The following is a 22,800-nucleotide window of genomic DNA, read 5'->3' as shown; positions in this document are numbered from 1 at the left end:
CAGACCCGCCGGGCGGAAACCTGGCGGTGCCGGGACCGGAGGGCCAAGACTTGGGCCCATGAATGCACCGATGCGGCGCAGTGCCCCCCTCCCGTTCGTCGACGAGCACACCGTCCTCATCGAGGCGACGGCTGACGACGCCTGGTGGGGCCTCGCAGAGACGCTCGACTGGGCCTTCTCCCGTCCCGCCGCGGTCCGTTACGCCAAGCTGGTGGGCTGCGCCGACCACACGGCCTCCGGCCCGCGACCGCCCGTGGCGGGCTCGACGACGTTCCCCGGCTTCCGCACGGCGGCCGCCGTCCCGTCCCGGCAGCTGACCCTCCTGGGCCGTCACCGCTTCTCCTCCTACACCTGGACCTTCCATCTCGACGCGGAGGGCCCGGACCACGTCCGCCTGCGCGCGGAGACCCACGCCGTCTTCCCGGGCCCCGCCGGCGGTCTCTACCGCCTCCTCGCCCTGGGCAGCGGAACGCACGCGAAGCTCACCCGCCGACTGCTGGCCGACGTGCGCCGGCGCACTGAACGCCGCTGGACGCGGGGTCCGGTGACCTGAGGCGGCCTCGCGGGCGACAGAGGGCGCCCGCAGCCGTTTACAAGCGCGGCGCTCCGCGCTAGCTTCCGGAGTAGGTGGGGGTGGGAGCGCTCCCATGTGCGCGGCGGACCGGAACCCGTCGTGCCCGGACCGGTGCTCCCACCCCGCACCACGCTCCGCGCACGGGCACCGCGCACCCGCACACCGGCACATCCGCACCTTTGCACCGGCACGCGCACGTCCCCCACCTCCCGGCCGTACATGCAAGGAGCATCTGTCATGCGCATGACTAATTTTCGATTAAGGCTGCCCCGACGCCACCACGCACTCCTGCTCGTGCTGCTCGCCCTCGTCACCACGATCCCGGCCCTCGGCCTGGTCGTCACGGCCGGCAGCGGCAAGGCGGAGGCGCACGGCACGCCCATGAAACCCGGCAGCCGCACGTTCCTGTGCTGGCAGGACGCGCTGACCGACACCGGTGAGATCAAGCCGATCAACCCGGCGTGCCGTTCCGCCCAGCAGGTGAGCGGGACGACACCCTTCTACAACTGGTTCTCGGTGCTCCGCTCGGACGGCGCCGGCCGCACCCGCGGCTTCGTCCCGGACGGCCAGCTGTGCAGCGGTGGCAACACCAACTTCACCGGTTTCAACACCCCCAGCGCCGACTGGCCGTTGACCCATCTGACCTCCGGCGCGACCATCGACTTCTCCTACAACGCATGGGCGGCGCACCCGGGCTGGTTCTACGCCTACATCACCAAGCCCGGCTTCGACCCGACGAAGACGCTCACCTGGAACGACCTGGAGGCGCAGCCCTTCCTGAGCGTCGACCACCCGCCGCTGAACGGCAGTCCGGGCACGGTCGAGGCCAACTACTCCTGGCGGGGCCAGCTGCCGGCGAACAAGTCGGGCCGCCACCTCATCTACATGGTGTGGCAGCGCTCCGACAGCCAGGAGACCTTCTACTCCTGCTCCGACATCGTCTTCGACGGCGGCAACGGCGAGGTGACCGGCATCAAGCAGCCCGGCAATCCCAGCGAGCCGGTGCCGGGTACGTGCTCCGCCACCCGTCGTACGACGGGCAGCTGGTCCGGCGGCTACCAGTCCGAGGTCGTCGTCACCAACACCGGCGATGTGCCGATGCTCGGCTGGATGGTCGACTGGACGTTGCCCGCCGGGCAGAAGGTCGACAGCCTCTGGAGCGGCAGCGCGACCTACAACGGACAGAACGTGATGGTGCACAACGCCAACTGGAACGGGGCGCTGGATCCGGGCAAGACCGCGACCTTCGGCTATGTGGTGCAGGGGCCGGGAGGTGATCCCGCGACGACCTTGCCCTGCCGGGTGGGCTGAGGGCCCGGCCGGCCCCGGCCTGCCGGCGGCCGGGGCCGGGTGCGTCGCCGCTCCCGGCCCCGGCCGAGGTCAGGCCAGCAGCTCCACCTCCGCCAGCGTCGCCGTGCCGTCGAGGACGAGGCGGTAGTGGTCGTACGCCTTCGGGGCCGTGATCGAGAAGACCCGGGTCTGGCGGTCCCAGGCGAAGGATTCACCGGAGCGCCTGTCGAGGGTCCTCCAGGTGCCGCCGTCGGCCGACGCCTGGAGGGTCCACCCCGTCGGGGCCTCGTCCCGGCCTGCCGAGGTCAGCGTGTACCGGACCGCCTTCGTGCGGGCCGGTACCGCGAGCGGCACCGTCCCGGCCGACGCCTTGGTCGCGGAGGTGTCGTCGAACAGCGCGCCCTCGCCCCGGGCGGCGTCCGAGCGGGGCGCCGGGACCCTGTCGTCCTTCGTGATCGACACCGGGGCCGCCTTCTCGCCGGTGCCCCAGCGGGACGGCTCCGGGCCCATGGCGAACCTCAGCGTGCCGCCCCGGGAGAGGAGCGAGTGCGGCAGCGAGGTCGAGGTCCAGGGCCTGCCGTCGACCTTCAGCCCCTGGACGTACACGTTCCGCGCGCTGTTCTCAGGAGCCTCGACCACCAGGTCCCTGCCGTTCTCCAGATGGACGGTCGCCCTGGTGAACAGCGGGGAGCCGACGGCGTACTCGCCGCTGCCCATCACCAGCGGATAGAAGCCGAGCGCGGAGAACAGGAACCAGGCGGACTGCTCGCCGTTGTCCTCGTCGCCGTGGTAGCCCTGGCCGATGGAGCTGCCGACATAGAGCCGGGAGAGCACCTCGCGCACCTTCTCCTGGGCCTTCCAGGGCTGCCCGGCGGCGTCGTACATGTAGATCGCGTGGTGGGCGACCTGGTTGGAGTGCCCGTACATGCCCATGCGCACGTCACGGGCCTCGGTCATCTCGTGGATGACGCCGCCGTAGGAGCCCACGAGGTCGGGGGAGGCCGTCTCCGGGGTGGCGAAGTACGTGTCCAGCTTCCTCGCCAGCCCGCCGCGGCCGCCGTACAGGTTGGCCAGGCCCCTGCTGTCCTGCGGCGCGGTGAAGGCGTAGCCCCAGCCGTTGGTCTCGGTGTAGTCGTAGCCCCAGACGCGGGGGTCGTACGCCGAGGAGTCGACCCGCCAGGCCCCCTCGGCGTCCCTGCCCTGGAAGAAGCCGGCCTTCTCGTCGAACAGCCGCACATAGTTCCGGGCCCGGTCGAGGAAGTAGGCGGACTCCTCCGCGTAGCGCCTCTCACCCGTCTTCCGGTACAGGGCCCGGCCCATCCGGGCGATGCCGTAGTCGTTGAGGTAGCCCTCCAGCGCCCAGGACAGGCCCTCGTGGGTGTCCGTGGAGGTGTAGCCGAGGAAGGGGGAGGCGGCCATCCCCTTGCGGCCCACGCCCGGCGAGGGCGGCACGACCGTGGCGTTCTTCAGGGCCGCCTCGTACGCGGTCTCCGCGTCGAAGTCCACTCCCTTGACGTACGCGTCCGCGAACGCCACGTCCGAGGAGGTGCCGGTCATCAGGTCCGCGTAGCCGGGGGAGGACCAGCGGGAGGTCCAGCCGCCGTCCTTGTACTGCTGAACGAACCCGTCGGCCATCCGCCCCGCCTGACCGGGCGTCAGCAGCGCGTACGCGGGCCAGGTCGTCCGGTAGGTGTCCCAGAAGCCGTTGTTGACGTACACCTTGCCGTCGACGATCTTCGCCCCGGTGCGGGTCGGGGTGTCCGGACCCGTCATGGGGGAGAACGGCGAGGCGTACCGGTGCTTCGAACCCACCTTCTCGAAGCCCGAGTTGGGGTACAGGTAGAGGCGGTAGAGGCTGGAGTACAGCGTGGTGAGCTGCTCCGGGGTCGCGCCCTCGACCTCGACCTTGCCGAGGATCCGGTCCCACTGCGCCCGTGCCCGGTTCTTCACCGTCCCGAAGGCCGTGCCGTCCGGGATCTCCCGGCGCAGGTTGTCCTTCGCCTGGTCCAGGCCGATGAGGGAGGTGGCCAGGCGGAGCGTCACCGTGTGGTCCTCGCCGGCGTCGAAGCGGAGGTGGCCCTTCACCCCGGCCGAGCCGCCGTCCGTGACGGGGGCGTCGAAGACCCCGTACACGAAGAGGCGGGTCGCGCCCGTGGAGAGCCCGGACTTCACGTCCGAGAATCCCGTGACGATGCCCGCGTCCTTGTCCAGGGTCAGGCCCGCCTGGTCGGTCACGTTGTCGAAGAGGACGCTCGCGTCGTCGCCGGGATAGGTGAAGCGCAGCGCCGCCGCGTGGTCCGTCGGTGCCATCTCGGCCCTGACGCCGTTCTCGAAGCGGACCCCGTAGTAGTACGGCCGGGCGGTCTCGTTCTCGTGCCGGAACGCCAACGCCCTTGCGGAACGGCTCAGTTCGGGAGTGCCTGCGGCGGCCGAGGGCATCACCTGGAAGGTCTGCCGGTCGCCCATCCACGGGCTCGGCTCATGACTGGCGCTGAACGCCTGGAGGGTGGGGAGGTTGTCCGCGTCGTTGGCCCGCGCGTAGTCGTAGAGCCAGCTCAGTGAGCCCGCGTTGGTGACCGGCGTCCAGAAGTTGAAGCCATGGGGCACGGCGGTCGCCGGAATGTTGTTGCCGCGGGAGAACCCGGCGCCGGAGTTCGTTCCCCTGGTCGTCACCGCGTAGTCGGAGAGATGCGCCTTCGGCGGTTCGGGCGCCCGCACCCGCAGCGTGACGTCGTCGAGCCAGCCGCGGAACCTCGCCGGGCCCTCCGGGGAGTCGTACGCCACCACGATCCGGTCCACGGTCCGCCCGGCCGCGACCGAGCCGATCCGGGAGACGACGTCGTTCCACTGGTTGACGTACAGCACCTTCGCCGTGCCCTGGCCGCGCGGCGACAGCGGGAACCCGTGTCCGTCCACCGCCCCCAGCTCGCTGAGCGAGGTGCCGTCGGTGAAGACCAGGTCGACCGAGACGTTCGTGGCGTCGTGGTCCAGGTCCCCGGCGGCCATCGACGGGAAGATCCGGTACGCCAGCTCGGTGTTCCGCTCGACGGTCACGTCGACGTCGAAGATCTTGTTGTACGCGTACGCCCGGCCCTGTGCCGTGTGCCGGCCCGCGTATCCGAGGGCCCGCGCGCCGGTGAAGCCCACGCCTGCCTTCGCGGTCGCCGAGCCGCTCGGACCCCGGTCGACCAGCGACAGCATCTCCTTCGGCGCGGGTGCCTGCCCGCCGCCCGTGGAGAAGCGCACATCGGCGAGCTGGGTGATCATCGAGGCGCCGTTGTTCCCGGTGATGTCGAGCCGGAAGTGCCGATAGGCGGCCACCGCGCCCGCGGGGACGTCGTACGACTTCGTGAGGAACCGCTGCCCGAAGCTCTCACCGGACCGGGTGTCGAGGGTCTTCCACTCCTTGCCGTCGGTCGAACCCCTGAGGGTCCAGTCCTTCGGGTCGCGCGTCTCGGCGTCGTTCGCCGAGGTCAGCGCGTAGGTGACGACCTCGGCGGGCCGGTCGAGGTCGAACTCCGCCCAGCCCGTGGGCTGGAACGTGAGCCACTTGGTGCCGGGCTCGCCGTCGACGAGGTTCTCCTTCACCTCACCGCCGCTCGTGTTCTCGCCGCTGGCCCGTACGTCGGTGACGCGGTCGGTGATGTCCCCCGGGATGCCGGTGGTGTAGCCGCCGTCGACGCCGGACGCGCGCGGGGACCCGTCCGGTGCCGTGTCGGTCGTGCTGAGCCAGTCCGGAGCCGGGTCGTCCGGTTCGAACGAGGAGCCGAACTCCCGCTCACCGGCCGCGGGCCGGTCCGGTAACGCGACCGCCGCGCCCTGCGAGGCCACCACCAGGGCGAAGGCGGCGGCGCCGAGCGCCAGTGTGAAACCCCGTCCGTGCCGCATCCGCGAGCACCCTCCTTAGGGCCTGTCGTTTGGATCAAGCCTGGGCCGCGGGGCTCGGCACGCACTCCCCCACTGCCTCAAGGGCGTGGGGGGACCCCCAGCGGCGTTGTCGTCAGTTGCCGACTCCCCCACTCTCGGCTTCGCTCGAGCGGGAGGTACCCCCATCGCGTCGACGCCTTCCTCCGCCTTGCAGCTGCACGCACCGAGCCCCGCTCACCGACGGTCATCAGACACCGTGGCCCGAAACCGGCATGATCCAAACGACAGACCCTGGGTCCGGAAGACAGTTCTCGATCAGAACGACCGAATGGGGACAACGTTGTCGACCGCGTGAACGCAGGGACCAGTAGGGGTGGAAGTGAGGAGTGATGTCAAGGGGGTTGAGTGCGCCATCCCGGGCGAATGGCGGGAATTTTCCGGTCGGGCGACGCGAGGCCGCTCAGATTTCCGGGAGGTCTCAACTCGGAAAAGACCGAAGGCGAACCTTGCATTCGATCTTGCCCCTCTGGCGGGAAGTGGACTATACCTGTCGGCGTCCGCATCATGGTCACCCAGGCGCGGACGGGCCCTACCTGGGGGGAATTACCGGCGGTCGCGGACGTGTCCGCGCGCGGACCGCCGTCTTGCCCCTGTTGAATCCTCACGCACGACCCCAGCTTGAACCGACCGCGGTGCCGGGAGGATCCGGTTCACCGCCTGAGTCCTGGAGAAGGCGAGGACTTGAGCATGGGATCCACGACCGCCGAGAACGACCACGGCCCCGACGGGGGCGTCGGCACCGGCCCCGAAGGCGTAGGCCGCCGCGATCTGATCAAGCGTTCCGCCGCGCTGGGCCTGATCACCGTCCCGACGATGAGCGTCCTGTCCGCGTGCGCCAGCGGCGGCGGCGGGGACGACACCTCCGAGGACAGCCAGGGCAAGACCTCCGCGTCGAACCCGTTCGGCGTCAAGAAGGGCAGCAAGCTCGACGTCGTCATCTTCAAGGGCGGCTACGGCGACGCCTACGCCAGGACATGGGAGGCCGCCTTCCAGAAGAAGTGGGGGGTCACCTCCACCCACACCGGCACCCAGGAGATCACCGGCAAGCTCCAGCCGCGGTTCAACGCGGGCAACCCGCCGGACATCGTCGACGACTCCGGCGCCCAGCAGATCCCGATCGACGTCCTCTACAAGAACGGCCAGCTCCTCGACCTCGCCGAGGTGCTGGACGCCCCCTCGATCGACGACCCGGGCAAGAAGGTCCGCGACACCCTGATCCCCGGCACGCTCGACGCCGGCATGCAGGAGAACAAGGTCGTCGCCCTGAACTACATCTACACGGTGTGGGGCCTGTGGTACTCCGGCAAGCTCTTCAAGGAGAACGGCTGGGAGGAGCCCAAGACCTGGGCCGACTTCCTCGCCATCTGCAAGGAGGCCAAGGCCAAGGACATCGGCGGCCTCGCCCACCAGGGCAAGTACCCATACTACATCAACGTCGCCATCATGGACCTGATCGCCAAGACGGGCGGTCTGGACGCCATGAAGGCGATCGACAACCTCGACCCGAAGGCGTTCGTCGGCTCCGACGCCGCGAAGGCCGGCGTCGAGGCGATCTACGAGGTCGTCGAGAAGGGCTATCTGATGCCCGGCACCAACGGCCTCACCCATACGGAGTCCCAGGCCCGCTGGAACCAGTACAAGGCCGTGTTCATCACCTCCGGGTCCTGGCTGGAGAACGAGCAGCTGAAGCAGACCCCGGACGACTTCGAGATGACGTTCATGCCGATGCCCCTGCTGCCGGACAGCGTGATGCCGTTCGAGGCGATCCGGGCCGGCTCGGGCGAGCCGTTCATCATCCCGGCCAAGGCGAAGAACCTCCCCGCGGCCAAGGAATTCATGCGGATGATGCTCTCCAAGGAGTGGTCGACGCTGTTCGCCAAGGAGGCGAACTCCCTGACGATCGTGAAGGACGGGGTCGACCCCGGTGTCTCCCTGCGGCCCGGTACGCAGTCGACGGTGGAGGTGTCCAAGGCCGCCGGTGACAACACGTTCCGTTACCTGTACACCGAGTGGTACAGCGAGATGGACACGGCGATCCAGAACGCGTCGAACGAACTGATGGCCAAGCGGATCCAGCCGGCCGAATGGCTCAAGCGGGCCCAGGCCGCCGTGGACAAGCAGGCCAAGGATCCCGAATCCAAGAAGAACCATCGGGACTAGTTCGGGCGTCGGAGCGCCGGGAGAGCTGCGCACTGTGGTGAGCTGCGGGTTCGTGGTGGCTCACCGCGCAGTTCCCCGTGTCCCCCGAAAAACTTCCCCGTGTCCCCGAAAAACAGGGGCGCGCCTTTCGTCTCATGGAAGCCGAGGCAGGGAAACGCCAATGCGTAAAGGACAGAACCGGTTCGTCGCGGGGTTTCTCCTCGTCCCCGTGGCGCTATATCTGATCTTCGTGATCTGGCCGTACATCCAGACGTTCGGCTATTCGCTGACCGACTGGAAGGGCCAGTCGCAGACGTTCTCCTTCATCGGCCTGGACAACTACACGGCGTTGTTCCGGGACGACATCTTCCTCCAGGCGATCTGGCACAACATCCTGTTCCTGGTGTTCATCCCGGTGATCACCATCCTGCTGGCGCTGTTCTTCGCGTTCATGCTGAACGCGGGCGGCCGCGGCCGGGCCGGCGGGGTCTCGGGGGTCGCCGGGTCCGGGTTCTACAAGATCGTGTACTTCTTCCCGCAGGTCCTGTCGCTGGCGATCCTCGCGGTGCTCTTCGGGGCCGTGTACCGCAGTGACAGCGGAGGCATGCTCAACGGTCTCCTGCTGAAGCTGGGGCTGGTCGACAAGAGCAGCCCCGTCGAGTGGCTGAACGAGCCGGACATCGTGCTGTGGGCCCTGATCCTCGTCGTGGTCTGGCACGGCGTCGGCTTCTACCTGGTGCTGTTCTCCGCCGCGATGCAGGCCATCCCGAGGGACATCTACGAGGCCACCCTGATCGACGGCGCCGGCCGCGCCCACACCTTCTTCCGCATCACCCTGCCGCTGCTGTGGGACTCCGTGCAGACCGCCTGGGTCTACCTCGGGATCGCGGCGATGGACATGTTCATCCTGGTGTCGACCATGACCGCCGGCGAGTACGGGGGCGGCCCCGACCACCACAGCGAGGTCATGGCGACCGTGATGATGCGGAACTTCCTGTTGTACGGCCGGAGCGGCTACGCCTGTGCCATGGGCGTCGTGATGCTGCTCCTCACCCTGATCGTGTCGGTGGTCATGCTGCGTGCCACCCGTCGCGAGCGCGTCGAGTTCTGAGCGGGAGAGACGACTGAGTGATGAGTGCACCCCTCAAGACCGCCTCGCGCGGCGACTCGGTCCCCACCGGCCCGACGGTGGACAAGGGCGGGTCCGGCCCGGGCGACGAGCGCGGCGAAGGCGTCGTGCTGAACGTGTTCTCGCACGGCTTCCTCGCCCTGTGGGCCCTGCTGATCGTGCTGCCGCTGCTGTGGCTGGTGCTCAGCGCCTTCAAGACCGACGCGCAGATCGGCGGCTCGGCCTTCGGCTGGCCCGAGCACTGGTCCCTGGACGTCTTCTCCCGCGCCTGGGACAAGGGCATCGGGGACTACTTCGTCAACACGGTCATCGTGCTGGTCTTCTCCGTGCCGCTGACCATGCTGTTCGGCTCCATGGCCGCGTACGTCCTGGCCCGCTACCCCTTCACGGGCAACCGGCTGCTGTACTACTTCTTCGTCGCCGGCGCGATGTTCCCGGTGTTCCTCGCCCTGGTGCCGCTGTTCTTCATGGTCAAACGGCTGGACATGCTGAACACCTACCAGGGGCTGATCCTGGTGTACGTCGCCTACTCGCTGCCGTTCACGGTGTTCTTCATGCACGCGTTCTTCCGGACGCTGCCCAACGCGGTCTTCGAGGCGGCCATCCTCGACGGCGCCTCGCACACCCGGACGTTCTTCCAGGTCATGCTGCCGATGGCCAAGCCGGGACTGATCAGTGTGGGGATCTTCAACACGCTGGGGCAGTGGAACCAGTTCATCCTGCCCACGGTCCTCATGCAGCCGCAGAGCGGCGACGATCCCGAGCGGTACGTCCTCACCCAGGGCCTCATCCAGCTCCAGCAGCAGCAGGGCTACGCGTCCGACCTGCCCGTCCTCTTCGCCGGTGTCACCATCGCCATGATCCCGATGCTGGTGGTCTACCTCTCCTTCCAGCGCCAGGTGCAGGCGGGCCTCACCTCCGCCACCCTCAAGTAGCCCGGCCCGGGACCTCAAGTAGCCGCAGAGTGACATTTAGTGGTCATTCGGTGGCCCCAGTTTCCCTCAAGGACTTGACTGCGGTAACCCGTTCAGCGGAGCTTGGAGTTCACAACTTGTAAGTGACCCGGGTTCAGCGGCTGTGGCCTGGGTCACGGGCGGCGTGCGGGCCGCCCGTCCTGGGACGGGAGTGGATGAGTCGATGGAGACTCCGGGGTCGCAGTCGTCGCTGCACCGAGCAAATCTCGAACGCGTCGTCCGGGCGGTACGCCTCGCCGGGTCGCTGACGCAGGCGGAGATCGCCAGGACCACCGGTCTGTCCGCGGCCACGGTCTCCAACATCGTGCGCGAACTGAAGGACGGCGGAACCGTCGAGGTCACGCCCACGTCGGCCGGCGGCCGACGGGCGCGCGCGGTCTCGCTCAGCGGGGACGCGGGGATCGTGATCGGTGTGGACTTCGGGCACACCCATTTGCGCGTCGCGATCGGGAACCTCGCCCACCAGGTGCTCGCCGAGGAGGCCGAGCCGCTGGACGTGGACTCCTCCTCGACCCAGGGATTCGACCGGGCGGAGCAGCTGGTCACCCGTTTGATAGAGGCCACCGGGGTGGATCGCACGAAGATCGCCGGCGTGGGTCTGGGCGTCCCCGGCCCGATCGACGTGGAGTCCGGTTCGCTCGGCTCCACCGCCATCCTGCCGGGCTGGACCGGCAGCAAGCCCGCCGCCGAGATGCGCGACCGCCTGGGCGTGACCGTGCACGTGGACAACGACGCCAACCTCGGTGCCCTCGGCGAGCTGGTCTGGGGCAGCGGCCGGGGGGTGCGGGACCTCGCGTACATCAAGGTCTCCAGCGGCGTCGGGGCCGGACTGGTGATCGATGGCAAGATCTACAGAGGTCCGGGTGGCACAGCGGGAGAAATCGGGCATATTACTCTTGATGAATCCGGCCCTGTCTGCCGCTGCGGCAACCGGGGCTGCCTGGAGACCTTCGCGGCCGCGCGCTATGTGCTGCCGCTCCTCCAGTCCAGCCACGGCACCGACCTGACCATGGAAGGGGTCGTACGGTTGGCGAGGGACGGGGATCCGGGCTGCCGTCGGGTGATCGCCGACGTCGGCCGACACATCGGAAGTGGAGTCGCCAATCTCTGCAATCTGTTGAACCCGAGCCGCGTGGTCCTCGGTGGCGATCTCGCCGAGGCCGGAGAGCTGGTTCTCGGACCCATAAGGGAGTCGGTCGGCCGGTACGCGATCCCGAGTGCCGCACGTCAACTCTCAGTGCTGCCAGGGGCACTTGGCGGCCGAGCCGAGGTCCTCGGGGCCCTGGCGCTGGCCCTCAGTGAGATGGGTGATTCGACCCTTTTGGACGGGACCCTCTCCGCGGCGACCCCTGTCTTCACTTAGAGAACGAAACACGCCGTTGCCAACCCGTTAAGGATTTACTTCTTGACGTCGCACGTGTGGCCGAGTTGACTTCCAGCCACCTCGGCCGCAGTGCTGCGGCCCGTGTCAGGGAGGCACAACCCAAATGAACGCAACGATGCGTAGAGTCGCGATCGGCGCCACCGCGGTTTCGCTGGCGCTGTCCGTAGCCGCTTGTGGCAAGGCCGGCGACGACAAGGACTCGGACGGCGGCAGCGACAGCGGCTCCGGCAGCAAGACCATCGGTCTCCTCCTGCCCGACAACGTCACCGCGCGCTACGAGAAGTTCGACCGGCCGTACTTCCAGGACAAGGTCAAGGAGCTCTGCTCCGACTGCACGGTCGACTACGCGAACGCCGCCGCCGACCCCACCAAGCAGGCTCAGCAGATGAGCACCATGGTGACCAAGGGCGTCAAGGTCATCGTCATCTCCGCGCAGGACTCCGCCGCCATCAAGTCCTCCATCGAGTCCGCGGTGAAGAAGGGTGTCAAGGTCGTCGCCTACGACCGCCTCGCGCAGGGCCCGGTCTCGGCCTACGTCTCCTTCGACAACGTCAAGGTCGGTGAGCTGCAGGGCGAGGCCCTCCTCACCGCGCTCGGTGACAAGGCCACCCCCAAGGCCAAGGTCGTCATGATCAACGGTGACGACGCCGACCCGAACGCCGGTCAGTTCAAGGAGGGCGCGCACAAGGCCCTCGACGGCAAGGTCGACATCGCCTACGAGCAGTCCGGCCTGTGGAAGGACACCGTCGCCGCGCAGAAGATGTCCGCGGCCATCACCCAGCTGGGCGCCAAGAACATCGCCGGCGTCTACGCCGCCAACGACGGCATGGCCGGTGGCATCGCCAACACCCTCAAGGGTGCGAAGATCAGCGGCATCCCGCTGACCGGTCAGGACGCCGAGCTGGCCGCCATCCAGCGGATCGTCGCCGGCACGCAGTCCTCCACGGTCTACAAGGCATACAAGCCGGAGGCCGACACGGCCGCCGAGCTGGCGGTCAACCTGCTGGAGAAGAAGGACATCAAGTCCCTCGCCGACACCGAGGTGACCAGCGGGTCCGGTGACAAGGTCCCGGCGAAGCTGCTGGTCCCGGTCTCCGTCACCAAGGAGAACATCAAGGACACGGTGGTGAAGGACGGCCTCTACACGGTCGCCGACATCTGCACCGCCGAGTACGCCAAGGCGTGCAAGTCCGCCGGCCTGGAGTAGTCGCTCCGGTCCACTGAGCCTGTCCGGCGCCCGCCCCACCCATACCCCGCTTCCGGGGCGGGCGCCGGACGGAACCGCCGCCGAGAGAGCGGCGGACACTCGCATGTTCACCTTGTAAGCCTTGTGCGGCGGCCCCTCAGGTCGGAGGGGCCCGCACATCCTCCGCGCCCGGTTCCCGGCGCGGCATCCCCGCCGGTCAGGCGGCGAAGGAGATGGTTCACGTGTCCGCTACGCCCGTGTTGGCGTTGCGCGGAGTCTCCAAGCGATTCGGTGCGGTGCAGGCACTCACCGACGTCGAGCTGGAGGTCCACGCCGGAGAAGTGGTCGCCCTGGTGGGCGACAACGGCGCAGGAAAGTCCACCCTGGTCAAGACGATCGCGGGTGTCCACCCCATCGATGACGGCGTCATCGAGTGGCAGGGCGATCCGGTCAGGATCAACAAGCCGCACGACGCGCAGGGACTCGGCGTCGCGACGGTCTACCAGGACCTCGCGCTGTGCGACAACCTCGACGTCGTCGGCAACCTCTACCTCGGGCGCGAGCTGCTGCACCGCGGCGTCATCGACGAGGTGACGATGGAGAAGAACTCCCGGGAGCTGCTGTCCACGCTCTCCATCCGTATCCCGAGCGTCCGCATCCCGATCGCCAGCCTCTCCGGCGGTCAGCGGCAGGTCGTCGCCATCGCCCGCGCCCTCATCGGCGACCCCAAGCTCGTGATCCTGGACGAGCCCACCGCCGCCCTCGGTGTCGAGCAGACCGCGCAGGTCCTCGACCTGGTCGAGCGGCTGCGCGAGCGCAACCTCGCCGTCATCCTCATCAGCCACAACATGGCCGATGTCAAGGCGGTCGCGGACACGGTCGCCGTACTGCGCCTGGGCAAGAACAACGGCTCCTTCTCCGTGAAGGACACCAGCCACGAAGAGATCATCGCCGCGATCACGGGGGCCACGGACAACGCCGTGACCCGTCGCGCCGAGCGGCGCACCACGGAGGCGGCAAAGTGAGCGACATGTCCAAGACCGTGAAGAGTGATTCCCCCGGGACCGCCGCGGAGGGCCAGACCACGGTCGCGCCCGCCGACGACCCCACGGCCGCGCCGGTCACCGTCGTCGACCCCCGTCTGCTGATCCGCGAAGAGGGTCTCAAGGGCTACGTCACCGAGTTCAAGCGCAAGGTGAAGGGCGGCGAGCTGGGCTCGCTGCCGGTGGTCATCGGACTGATCGTCATCTGGACGATCTTCCAGCTTCAGAACGATCGTTTCCTCAGCGCCGACAACCTCTCGAACATCAGCTACTTCCTCTCGGCCACCGGCATGCTCGCCATCGGCCTGGTGTTCGTGCTGCTGCTCGGCGAGATCGACCTGTCGGTGGGCTCGGTCAGCGGTCTGGCCTCCACCGTGTTCGCCGTGCTCGCGGTCAACCAGGGCCTGAGTTCCTGGCTGGCGGTGGTCCTCGCGATCCTCACCGGCATCGCCATCGGCGCGCTGCACGGCTGGTTCTTCGCCCGGGTCGGCGTACCCGCGTTCGTCGTCACCCTGGCCGGCTTCCTCGGCTGGAACGGTCTGATGCTGTGGCTGCTGGGTGACAGCGGCACGATCAACATCCCGTCCGACACGGGTCCGATCCGGCTGCTCGGCCAGAGCTCCTTCTTCATGGACCAGGCCATCATCGGCGCCTGGCTCCTGGCCGGTCTCGCCGTCGTCCTCTCCCTGGTCGGCAACCTGAACGAGCAGCGCCGTCGCCGGGCCGCGGGCGTCCCGTTCCGGGCGACCAGCGAGATCCTGCTGCGCGTCGGCGCGCTCGCCGTCGCCTCCTTCGCATCCGCCGCCGTGCTCAACAACGCGTCCGGTGTCTCCAACGCGCTGGTGATCTTCCTCGCGGCGCTGGTGATCGTGGACTTCGTCCTGCGCCGCACGACGTACGGCCGCAAGGTGTTCGCGGTCGGCGGCGGCATCGAGGCCGCCCGCCGTGCCGGTATCAACGTGCCGATGATCCGGATCACCGTGTTCGCCATCTCCGGCGGCTTCGCGGCGATCGGCGGTATGTTCTTCGCCGGCCAGACCGCGAGCGCGACGCTGTCCGCGGGCAGCGGCAACATCCTGATGCTCGCGATCGCCGCGGCGGTCATCGGCGGCACCAGCCTCTTCGGCGGACGCGGTTCCGTCTGGTCGGCACTGCTCGGCATGCTGGTGATCCAGTCGATCCAGACCGGTCTCGACCTGCTGAACATGAACACGTCGATCCAGTACATGATCACGGGTGCGGTGCTGCTGGGCGCGGTCGTCATCGACTCCGTCAGCCGTCGGAGCCAGAAGGCCGCGGGTCGCGCGTAGCGGCCCTGCGGAGGGGCGCCGTCGGGCGTGCCCTCCGTCGCCGGCCGCGGGCTGTTCGCGGCCGGTCGCGCCCACGCGGCGGAGCCGCACGTTGAAACGGCCCCGGGCCCCTTCCGGGGCTCGGTGGCCCGCCCCGGGTGTACAAGTGCCCGGCACCGATCCTGGTGCCGGGCACTTCTGCTTGTTGTCGGACGTTTCGTACGGGTACGTCTGCGCAGGATGGTTTACGCCGTTCGCGTGATGTGACAGTCGACCGCCCGGCGGTCGGCCGTCCGCGCGGAAGATTAGACTTCGACGAGCCCGGTAACGCTCGAACAGCACTATCGCAAGGAGGCACGGGTGCCGCTGCTGACCCGCATCAGGGGACCGCGCGATCTGGACCGGCTCAGCCTGGAGGAGTTGGACCAGCTGGCGGAGGAGATCCGGACCTTCCTCGTGGAGGCGGTGTCGAAGACCGGCGGTCACCTCGGCCCGAACCTCGGCGTGGTCGAGCTCACCATCGCGATGCACCGTGTCTTCGACTCGCCGAGGGACAAGGTGCTGTGGGACACGGGCCACCAGTCCTACGTCCACAAGCTCCTCACCGGCCGTCAGGACTTCTCCCGGCTGAAGATGAAGGGCGGCCTGTCCGGCTACCCCTCGCAGGCCGAGTCCGAGCACGACGTCATCGAGAACAGTCACGCCTCCACGGTGCTCGGCTGGGCCGACGGCCTCGCCAAGGCCAACCAGGTGCTGAAACGCGACGACCACGTGGTCGCCGTCATCGGTGACGGCGCGCTCACGGGCGGCATGGCCTGGGAGGCGCTCAACAACATCGCCGACGCCAAGGACCGCCCGCTGGTCATCGTCGTCAACGACAACGAGCGCTCCTACGCGCCGACCATCGGCGGCCTCGCCAACCACCTGGCCACCCTGCGGACCACCGACGGCTACGAGCGGTTCCTGGCCCGCGGCAAGGACCTGCTGGAGCGCACGCCCGTCGTCGGCCGCCCCCTCTACGAGACGCTGCACGGCGCCAAGAAGGGGCTGAAGGACTTCATCGCCCCGCAGGGCATGTTCGAGGACCTCGGCCTCAAGTACGTCGGCCCGATCGACGGCCACGACATCGAGGCGCTGGAGTCCGCGCTCGCCCGCGCCAAGCGCTTCGGCGGCCCGGTCATCGTGCACTGCCTCACCGAGAAGGGACGCGGCTACCAGCCCGCCCTCCAGGACGAGGCCGACCGCTTCCACGCCGTCGGCAAGATCCACCCGGACACGGGCCTGCCGATCGCCTCCTCCGGCGCCGACTGGACCTCCGTCTTCGGCGAGGAGATGGTCAAGCTCGGCAAGGAGCGCGAGGACATCGTCGCCATCACGGCGGCCATGCTCCAGCCGGTCGGCCTCGACAAGTTCGCCAAGGCCTTCCCCGAGCGCGTGTACGACGTCGGCATCGCCGAGCAGCACGCCGCGGTGTCCGCCGCGGGCCTCGCCACGGGCGGTCTGCACCCCGTCTTCGCCGTCTACGCGACCTTCCTCAACCGCGCCTTCGACCAGGTGCTGATGGACGTCGCCCTGCACAGGTGCGGGGTGACCTTCGTCCTGGACCGGGCCGGCGTCACCGGCACCGACGGGGCCTCGCACAACGGCATGTGGGACATGTCGATCCTCCAGGTCGTCCCGGGGCTCCGGCTCGCCGCGCCCCGCGACGCCGACCAGGTCCGCGCCCAGCTGCGCGAGGCCGTCGAGGTCACCGACGCGCCGACCGTGGTGCGCTTCTCCAAGGGCGCCGTCGGCCCCGCCGTGCCCGCCCTGCGCCGCGTCGGCGGCATGGACGTCCTGCGCGAGCCGGGCACCGACACCCCGGACGTGCTGCTCGTCTCGGTCGGCGCCCTCGCGCCGATGTGCCTGGAGATCGCCGACCTGCTCGACAAGCAGGGCATCACCACCACCGTCGTCGACCCGCGCTGGGTCAAGCCGGTCGACGAGCACATGGCGCCCCTCGCGGACAAGCACCGCGTGGTCGTCACCGTCGAGGACAACTCCCGGGTCGGCGGTGTCGGCTCGGCCGTCGCCCAGGCGCTGCGCGACGCGGGCGTGGACATCCCGCTGCGCGACTTCGGCATCCCGCCGCGCTTCCTCGACCACGCGTCCCGCGCCGAGGTCCTGGCCGAGATCGGGCTCACCGCGCCCGACATCGCCCGCCAGGTCACCGGACTGGTCTCCAAGATCGACGGCCGGTTCGGCGACACCGCGGCGCCGGTGGAGTCCGCCCGCGACTGATCGCCCGGTTGGTCCGTTCGGGCCGGTCCCGCCATCCTTTACGGTGGTGAGACCGGCCCATTCGCGTGAAACCCCTCGTGCCGGGGCATACGCTCCACGCCCCCTCTCGATCATGTCGAGGACGACAAGCGTGGGAGGTACGCCTGTGAGCAGCACACTCTTCCGGACGAAGAAGGTCGAGCAGTCCATCCTCGATACCGAGGAGCCAGAACACGCGCTCAGGAAATCCTTGTCCGCGCTGGATCTGACGGTCTTCGGCGTCGGTGTCATCATCGGCACCGGCATCTTCGTCCTCACCGGCACGGTGGCCAAGAACAACGCCGGTCCCGCCGTGGCCCTCGCCTTCGTCGTGGCCGGCGTCGTCTGCGCGCTCGCCGCCCTGTGCTACGCGGAGTTCGCCTCCACGGTCCCGGTCGCGGGATCTGCGTACACCTTCAGTTACGCCTCACTCGGGGAACTCCCCGCCTGGATCATCGGCTGGGACCTGGTCCTGGAGTTCGCGCTGGGGACGGCGGTGGTGGCGGTCGGCTGGTCCGGCTACATCCATTCGCTGCTGGCCAACGCCGGCTGGGAACTCCCGGCGGCGCTCGGCACCAGGGACGGGGCCGACGGCTTCGGCTTCGACATCCTCGCCGCCGCGCTCGTCCTGATCCTCACGGCCATCCTCGTGATCGGCACCAAGCTCTCCGCGCGCGTCACCTCCCTCGTCGTCGCCATCAAGGTGACGGTCGTCCTCACCGTGATCGTCGCGGGCGCCTTCTTCGTGAAGGGCGACAACTACGACCCGTTCGTCCCGAAGGCGCAGGCGGTCGAGGCGGGGGACAGCCTCCAGGCGCCCCTCATCCAGCTGCTGTTCGGCTGGGCGCCCTCCAACTTCGGGGTGATGGGCATCTTCACGGCCGCCTCCGTGGTCTTCTTCGCGTTCATCGGCTTCGACGTCGTCGCCACGGCCGCCGAGGAGACGAAGAACCCGCAGCGCGACATGCCCCGGGGCATCATCGGCTCCCTCGTCATCTGCACCACGCTGTACGTGGCGGTCTCCATCGTCGTCACCGGCATGCAGCACTACACGAAGCTGTCGGTGACCGCGCCGCTCGCCGACGCCTTCAAGGCGACCGGGCATCCGTGGTTCGCGGGCTTCATCAGCTTCGGCGCCGCCGTCGGTCTGACGACCGTGTGCATGATCCTGCTGCTCGGCCAGACCCGGGTGTTCTTCGCGATGAGCCGGGACGGGCTGCTGCCGCGCTTCTTCTCCCGCGTCCACCCCCGGTTCAGGACCCCGCACCGGCCCACCATCCTGCTCGGTGTGGCCATCGCGATCCTCGCCGGCTTCACCCCGCTGAGCGAGCTGGCCGAACTGGTCAACATCGGCACGCTGTTCGCCTTCGTGGTCGTCGCCATCGGCGTGGTCATCCTCCGCCGGACCCGCCCCGACCTGCCCCGGTCGTTCCGTACCCCCTGGGTGCCGGTCATCCCGATCCTGTCGGTCTGCGCCTCGCTGTGGCTGATGCTCAACCTGCCCACGGAGACCTGGCTGCGCTTCGCCGGCTGGATGGTCCTCGGCTTCCTGGTCTACTTCGTCTACGGCCGCTCGCACAGCCGTCTGGCACGCCAGGAAGGGGCCGCCACGGGTGACGCCGGCGTCCCGCCCGGTCGCGACGCCCCGTAGCGGGGCCGAGCCCGGTCCCTCGTCCTCCGGCCCCGTACGCCCCGCCACGGGTGGGACGTACGGGGCCGGAGGGCGTTCAGGACGTGCCGCGCACCGCTCTCGGCCCCGTCACCTCGGCGCCCAGCTCGCCCACCCGGCGCCGCAGTTCGCGGTCGGCGGTGACGACCAGGCAGGGGCGGTCGTGGGCCTCCTCGGCGACCAGCTCCACGATGCGGTCGTCGCCGCTGTGAGGAGCCGCCTCGACCCGTACGCCGGGGACCGGCTCCACACCCCGGGCCGCGCCCTCGACGACCAGCACCAGCTCGACGGGCTCCTCCCGGCCGGGCACCCCGTCCCGGGCGAGCCGGTCGCGCAGACGTTCCGCCGCGCCGCGCCGGTCACGCCACCAGCCGTCGGGCACGGAGCCGACGACATTGGCGGCGTCGACGATCACGAGCAGGGGGGCGTCCATGGGGACAGGGTCGCACGCGGTCCCACCGGCCCGGTGAAGGCCGGGTCGAACGTGAGAGGAGGGCCCCCGCCCGAAAGCGGAGACCCTCCTCAGCGGTGCACGAGCGTCACGCGGGGACCGAAGCCACCCCGGTCTCCAGGAACTTCTTGCCGTTGACGCGCTCGCTGACGCCCTCGCGGTCCAGGTACGGCGTGATGCCGCCCAGGTGGAAGGGCCAGCCGGCGCCGGTGATCAGGCAGAGGTCGATGTCCTGCGCCTCGGCGACGACACCCTCGTCGAGCATGAGCCCGATCTCCTGGGCGACGGCGTCGAGGACACGGGCGCGCACCTGCTCCTCGTCCAGGACGGAGTCGCCCTGCTTGAGGAGGGCGGCGACCTCGGGGTCCAGCTCCGGCTTGAAATTGTTCTCTGCGGAGTACACATAGAACCCGCGCTTGCCCGCCTTGACGACGGCCGCCAGGTTGGGGGAGACCGTGAAGCGGTCCGGGAAGGCCCGGTTGAGGGTCTCCGAGACGTGCAGGCCGATGGCCGGGCCGACCAGCTCCAGGAGCACCAGCGGCGACATCGGCAGACCCAGCGGCTCGACCGCCTTCTCGGCGACCTCGACCGGCGTGCCCTCGTCGATGACGTTCTGGATCTCGCCCATGAAGCGGGTCAGGATGCGGTTCACGACGAACGCCGGGGCGTCCTTCACCAGGACCGCGGTCTTCTTCAGCTTCTTGGCGACGGCGAACGCCGTGGCCAGGGAGGCGTCGTCGGTCTGCTCGCCGCGGACGATCTCCAGGAGCGGGAGGATCGCGACCGGGTTGAAGAAGTGGAAGCCCACGACCCGCTCGGGGTTCTTCAGCTTCGACGCCATCTCCGACACCGACAGGGACGAGGTGTTGGTGGCGAAGATCGCGTGCGCCGGGGCGACCGCCTCGACCTCCGCGAACACCTGCTGCTTGACGCCGATCTCCTCGAAGACGGCCTCGATGACGAAGTCCGCGTCCGCGAAGCCCTCGGCCTTGTCCAGCACACCGGTGACCAGCGCCTTGAGGCGGTTGGCCTTGTCCTGGTTGACGCGGCCCTTCAGCAGCAGCTTGTCGATCTCGGCGTGGACGTAGCCCACACCCTTGTCGACGCGCTCCTGGTCGATGTCGGTCAGCACGACCGGCACCTCCAGGCGGCGCAGGAACAGCAGCGCGAGCTGGGAGGCCATCAGACCGGCGCCGACGACACCGACCTTGGTGACCGGGCGGGCCAGGTTCTTGTCCGGGGCGCCTGCGGGGCGCTTGCCGCGCTTCTGCACCAGGTTGAAGGCGTAGATGCCGGCGCGCAGCTCGCCGCCCATGATCAGGTCGGCGAGGGCCACGTCCTCGGCGTCGAAGCCCGCCTGGAGGTCGCCGTCCTTGGCCGCGGCGATGATGTCCAGCGCGCGGTACGCGGCCGGGGCGGCCCCGTGCACCTTGGAGTCCGCGATGAAGCGGCCCTTGGCGACGGCCTGGTCCCAGCCCTCGCCGCGGTCGATCACGGGACGCTCGACCGTGACCTCGCCCTTGAGGACGTTCGCCGTCCAGATCAGCGACTGCTCCAGGAAGTCGGCGCCCTCGAAGATCGCGTCCGCGATGCCGAGGTCGAAGACCTGCTGGCCCTTGAGCTGCTTGTTCTGGTTGAGGCTGTTCTCGATGATCACCGAGACGGCCTTGTCGGCGCCGATCAGGTTCGGCAGCAGCGCGCAGCCGCCCCAGCCCGGGACCAGCCCGAGGAAGACCTCGGGGAGGGAGAAGGCCGGGATCGCCTTGGACACGGTCCGGTAGGCGCAGTGCAGACCGACCTCGACGCCACCGCCCATCGCGGCGCCGTTGTAGTAGGCGAAGGTCGGGACGGCGAGCGCGGACAGCCGCTTGAAGACCTCGTGGCCGCCCTTGCCGATGGCGAGCGCGTCGTCGTGGTTCTTCAGCAGCTCGACGCCCTTGAGGTCGGCGCCGACCGCGAAGATGAACGGCTTGCCGGTGACACCGGCACCGACGATCTCGCCGGCCGCGGCCTCCTTCTCGACCTGGTCGATGGCGGTGTTCAGGTTCGCCAGCGACGCCGGGCCGAAGGTGGTCGGCTTGGTGTGGTCGAAGCCGTTGTCCAGCGTGATGAGCGCGAAGCGCCCGGCGCCGAACGGCAGGTCGAGGTGGCGTACGTGCGCGGACGTCACGACTTCGTCGGGGAACAGCTCGGCCGCGCCCTTGAGGAGTTCGGTGGTGCTCACTTGTCGCCTCCGGCGTCCTTGTGGTGCGGGTTCTCCCAGATGACCGTGGCGCCCATGCCGAAGCCGACGCACATGGTGGTGAGGCCGTAGCGGACCTCCGGCTGCTCCTCGAACTGGCGGGCCAGCTGCGTCATCAGACGCACACCCGAGGAGGCCAGCGGGTGACCGAAGGCGATGGCGCCGCCGTACTGGTTGACGCGCGCGTCGTCGTCGGCGATGCCGTAGTGCTCCAGGAAGGCGAGCACCTGGACGGCGAAGGCCTCGTTGATCTCGAACAGGCCGATGTCGGAGATCGACAGGCCCGCCTGGGCGAGCGCCTTCTCGGTGGCCGGGATCGGGCCGTAGCCCATGACCTCCGGCTCGACACCCGCGAAGGAGTACGAGACCAGACGCATCTTGACCGGGAGGTTGTTCTCGCGCGCGAAGTCCTCGGAGGCGATCAGCGAGGCGGTCGCGCCGTCGTTCAGACCGGCCGCGTTACCGGCGGTGACCCGGCCGTGGACCCGGAACGGGGTCTTGAGACCCGTCAGGTTCTCGATGGTCGTGCCCGGACGCATGGGCTCGTCGGCGGTGACCAGGCCCCAGCCCGTCTCGCCCGCCTCGGCGTTGGTGCGGCGCACGGAGATCGGGACCAGGTCGGCCTGGATCTGGCCGTTGGCGTACGCCTTGGCGGCCTTCTCCTGCGAGCGCACGGCGTACTCGTCGGCGCGCTGCTTGGTGATCGTCGGGTACCGGTCGTGCAGGTTCTCGGCGGTCATGCCCATGAACAGGGCGGACTCGTCGACCAGCTTCTCGGAGACGAAGCGCGGGTTGGGGTCCACGCCCTCGCCCATCGGGTGGCGGCCCATGTGCTCGACACCGCCGGCGATGGCGACGTCGTACGCGCCGAAGGCCACGGAGCCGGCGACCGAGGTGACGGCGGTCAGGGCGCCGGCGCACATGCGGTCGATGGAGTAACCGGGCACCGACTGCGGCAGGCCGGCGAGGATGCCCGCCGTACGGCCGATGGTGAGCCCCTGGTCACCGATCTGCGTGGTCGCGGCGATGGCGACCTCGTCGATCTTCGAGGGCTCCAGACCGGGGTTGCGGCGCAGCAGCTCCCGGATCGCCTTCACGACGAGGTCGTCGGCGCGGGTCTCGTGGTAGATGCCCTTCGGGCCCGCCTTGCCGAACGGGGTGCGGACGCCGTCGACGAAGACGACTTCCTTGACGGTACGAGGCAC

The 22,800-nt window shown here is 69.2% G+C and carries 15 protein-coding genes; 11 read left to right on the top strand and 4 right to left on the bottom strand.

Features of this window, described 5'->3' with window-relative positions; translation table 11 throughout:
• Positions 1 to 58: 58 nt before the first annotated feature.
• Both SCAB_RS09975 and SCAB_RS09970 read left to right on the top strand, forming a co-directional pair.
• Positions 59 to 553 (top strand): hypothetical protein, encoded by a 495-nt coding sequence (locus SCAB_RS09975; RefSeq protein ID WP_374194887.1) that lies wholly within the window; start codon positions 59 to 61, stop codon positions 551 to 553.
• 258 nt (positions 554 to 811) lie between these two features.
• Positions 812 to 1,885 (top strand): lytic polysaccharide monooxygenase auxiliary activity family 9 protein, encoded by a 1,074-nt coding sequence (locus tag SCAB_RS09970; RefSeq protein WP_012999945.1) that lies wholly within the window; start codon positions 812 to 814, stop codon positions 1,883 to 1,885.
• Positions 1,886 to 1,954: 69 nt separating this feature from the next.
• Here SCAB_RS09970 and SCAB_RS09965 read toward each other — a convergent pair whose 3' ends face one another.
• Complete coding sequence (locus SCAB_RS09965; protein WP_037724423.1) at positions 1,955 to 5,752, bottom strand: GH92 family glycosyl hydrolase; 3,798 nt, start codon at positions 5,750 to 5,752, stop codon at positions 1,955 to 1,957.
• A gap of 726 nt (positions 5,753 to 6,478) precedes the next feature.
• On the opposite strand from SCAB_RS09965, the gene ngcE reads away from it, so the two are divergent.
• The 9 genes from ngcE (at position 6,479) to SCAB_RS09920 (ending at position 18,884) form a co-directional block, all read left to right on the top strand.
• Positions 6,479 to 7,951, top strand: a complete 1,473-nt coding sequence (gene ngcE / locus SCAB_RS09960; protein ID WP_012999943.1) for an N-acetylglucosamine/diacetylchitobiose ABC transporter substrate-binding protein — start codon at positions 6,479 to 6,481, stop codon at positions 7,949 to 7,951.
• A 160-nt stretch (positions 7,952 to 8,111) separates the two neighbouring features.
• Positions 8,112 to 9,041, top strand: coding sequence for a carbohydrate ABC transporter permease (locus SCAB_RS09955; protein WP_012999942.1), 930 nt, complete (start codon positions 8,112 to 8,114; stop codon positions 9,039 to 9,041).
• 20 nt (positions 9,042 to 9,061) lie between these two features.
• Positions 9,062 to 9,994 (top strand): carbohydrate ABC transporter permease, encoded by a 933-nt coding sequence (locus SCAB_RS09950; RefSeq protein WP_037724425.1) that lies wholly within the window; start codon positions 9,062 to 9,064, stop codon positions 9,992 to 9,994.
• Between the two features lie 202 nt (positions 9,995 to 10,196).
• The gene (locus SCAB_RS09945) at positions 10,197 to 11,396 is read left to right on the top strand and encodes an ROK family transcriptional regulator (RefSeq protein WP_037724426.1); all 1,200 of its coding nucleotides are present in this window, start codon (positions 10,197 to 10,199) and stop codon (positions 11,394 to 11,396) included.
• Between the two features lie 124 nt (positions 11,397 to 11,520).
• Positions 11,521 to 12,624, top strand: a complete 1,104-nt coding sequence (locus SCAB_RS09940; protein WP_374195345.1) for a sugar ABC transporter substrate-binding protein — start codon at positions 11,521 to 11,523, stop codon at positions 12,622 to 12,624.
• A gap of 212 nt (positions 12,625 to 12,836) precedes the next feature.
• Entirely contained in the window at positions 12,837 to 13,628 is a 792-nt protein-coding gene (locus tag SCAB_RS09935) for an ATP-binding cassette domain-containing protein (RefSeq protein ID WP_012999938.1), read from the top strand.
• Positions 13,625 to 14,956, top strand: coding sequence for a sugar ABC transporter permease (locus tag SCAB_RS09930; protein WP_041669007.1), 1,332 nt, complete (start codon positions 13,625 to 13,627; stop codon positions 14,954 to 14,956). Before SCAB_RS09935 ends, SCAB_RS09930 begins: the two co-directional genes overlap by 4 nt.
• Positions 14,957 to 15,295: 339 nt before the next feature.
• Complete coding sequence (gene dxs / locus SCAB_RS09925; protein ID WP_012999936.1) at positions 15,296 to 17,215, top strand: 1-deoxy-D-xylulose-5-phosphate synthase; 1,920 nt, start codon at positions 15,296 to 15,298, stop codon at positions 17,213 to 17,215.
• Positions 17,216 to 17,360: 145 nt separating this feature from the next.
• The gene (locus SCAB_RS09920; protein ID WP_012999935.1) at positions 17,361 to 18,884 is read left to right on the top strand and encodes an amino acid permease; all 1,524 of its coding nucleotides are present in this window, start codon (positions 17,361 to 17,363) and stop codon (positions 18,882 to 18,884) included.
• Positions 18,885 to 18,960: 76 nt separating this feature from the next.
• Here the strand turns inward: SCAB_RS09920 and SCAB_RS09915 are convergent, their stop codons facing one another.
• The 3 genes from SCAB_RS09915 to SCAB_RS09905 form a co-directional block, all read right to left on the bottom strand.
• The gene (locus SCAB_RS09915) at positions 18,961 to 19,335 is read right to left on the bottom strand and encodes a PIN domain-containing protein (protein ID WP_012999934.1); all 375 of its coding nucleotides are present in this window, start codon (positions 19,333 to 19,335) and stop codon (positions 18,961 to 18,963) included.
• A 106-nt stretch (positions 19,336 to 19,441) separates the two neighbouring features.
• Complete coding sequence (locus tag SCAB_RS09910; RefSeq protein ID WP_012999933.1) at positions 19,442 to 21,577, bottom strand: 3-hydroxyacyl-CoA dehydrogenase NAD-binding domain-containing protein; 2,136 nt, start codon at positions 21,575 to 21,577, stop codon at positions 19,442 to 19,444.
• Entirely contained in the window at positions 21,574 to 22,800 is a 1,227-nt protein-coding gene (locus tag SCAB_RS09905) for a thiolase family protein (RefSeq protein ID WP_012999932.1), read from the bottom strand. Before SCAB_RS09905 ends, SCAB_RS09910 begins: the two co-directional genes overlap by 4 nt.

Origin of the sequence: Streptomyces scabiei 87.22, from assembly GCF_000091305.1 — a bacterium.
GTDB lineage: Bacteria > Actinomycetota > Actinomycetes > Streptomycetales > Streptomycetaceae > Streptomyces > Streptomyces scabiei.
Note: the sequence above shows the minus strand (reverse complement) of the source record. Positions and strands in the feature narration are given on the sequence as shown.

Bases quoted from the DNA above. Each gene is read 5' to 3' on its own strand.
- SCAB_RS09970 (WP_012999945.1), top strand. From the start codon at position 812: ATGCGCATGACTAATTTTCGATTAAGGCTGCCCCGACGCCACCACGCA.
- SCAB_RS09955 (WP_012999942.1), top strand. From the start codon at position 8,112: ATGCGTAAAGGACAGAACCGGTTCGTCGCGGGGTTTCTCCTCGTCCCC.
- SCAB_RS09940 (WP_374195345.1), top strand. From the start codon at position 11,521: ATGAACGCAACGATGCGTAGAGTCGCGATCGGCGCCACCGCGGTTTCG.
- SCAB_RS09950 (WP_037724425.1), top strand. From the start codon at position 9,062: ATGAGTGCACCCCTCAAGACCGCCTCGCGCGGCGACTCGGTCCCCACC.
- SCAB_RS09965 (WP_037724423.1), bottom strand. From the start codon at position 5,752: ATGCGGCACGGACGGGGTTTCACACTGGCGCTCGGCGCCGCCGCCTTC.
- ngcE (WP_012999943.1), top strand. From the start codon at position 6,479: ATGGGATCCACGACCGCCGAGAACGACCACGGCCCCGACGGGGGCGTC.
- SCAB_RS09945 (WP_037724426.1), top strand. From the start codon at position 10,197: ATGGAGACTCCGGGGTCGCAGTCGTCGCTGCACCGAGCAAATCTCGAA.
- SCAB_RS09935 (WP_012999938.1), top strand. From the start codon at position 12,837: ATGGTTCACGTGTCCGCTACGCCCGTGTTGGCGTTGCGCGGAGTCTCC.
- SCAB_RS09975 (WP_374194887.1), top strand. From the start codon at position 59: ATGAATGCACCGATGCGGCGCAGTGCCCCCCTCCCGTTCGTCGACGAG.
- SCAB_RS09915 (WP_012999934.1), bottom strand. From the start codon at position 19,335: ATGGACGCCCCCCTGCTCGTGATCGTCGACGCCGCCAATGTCGTCGGC.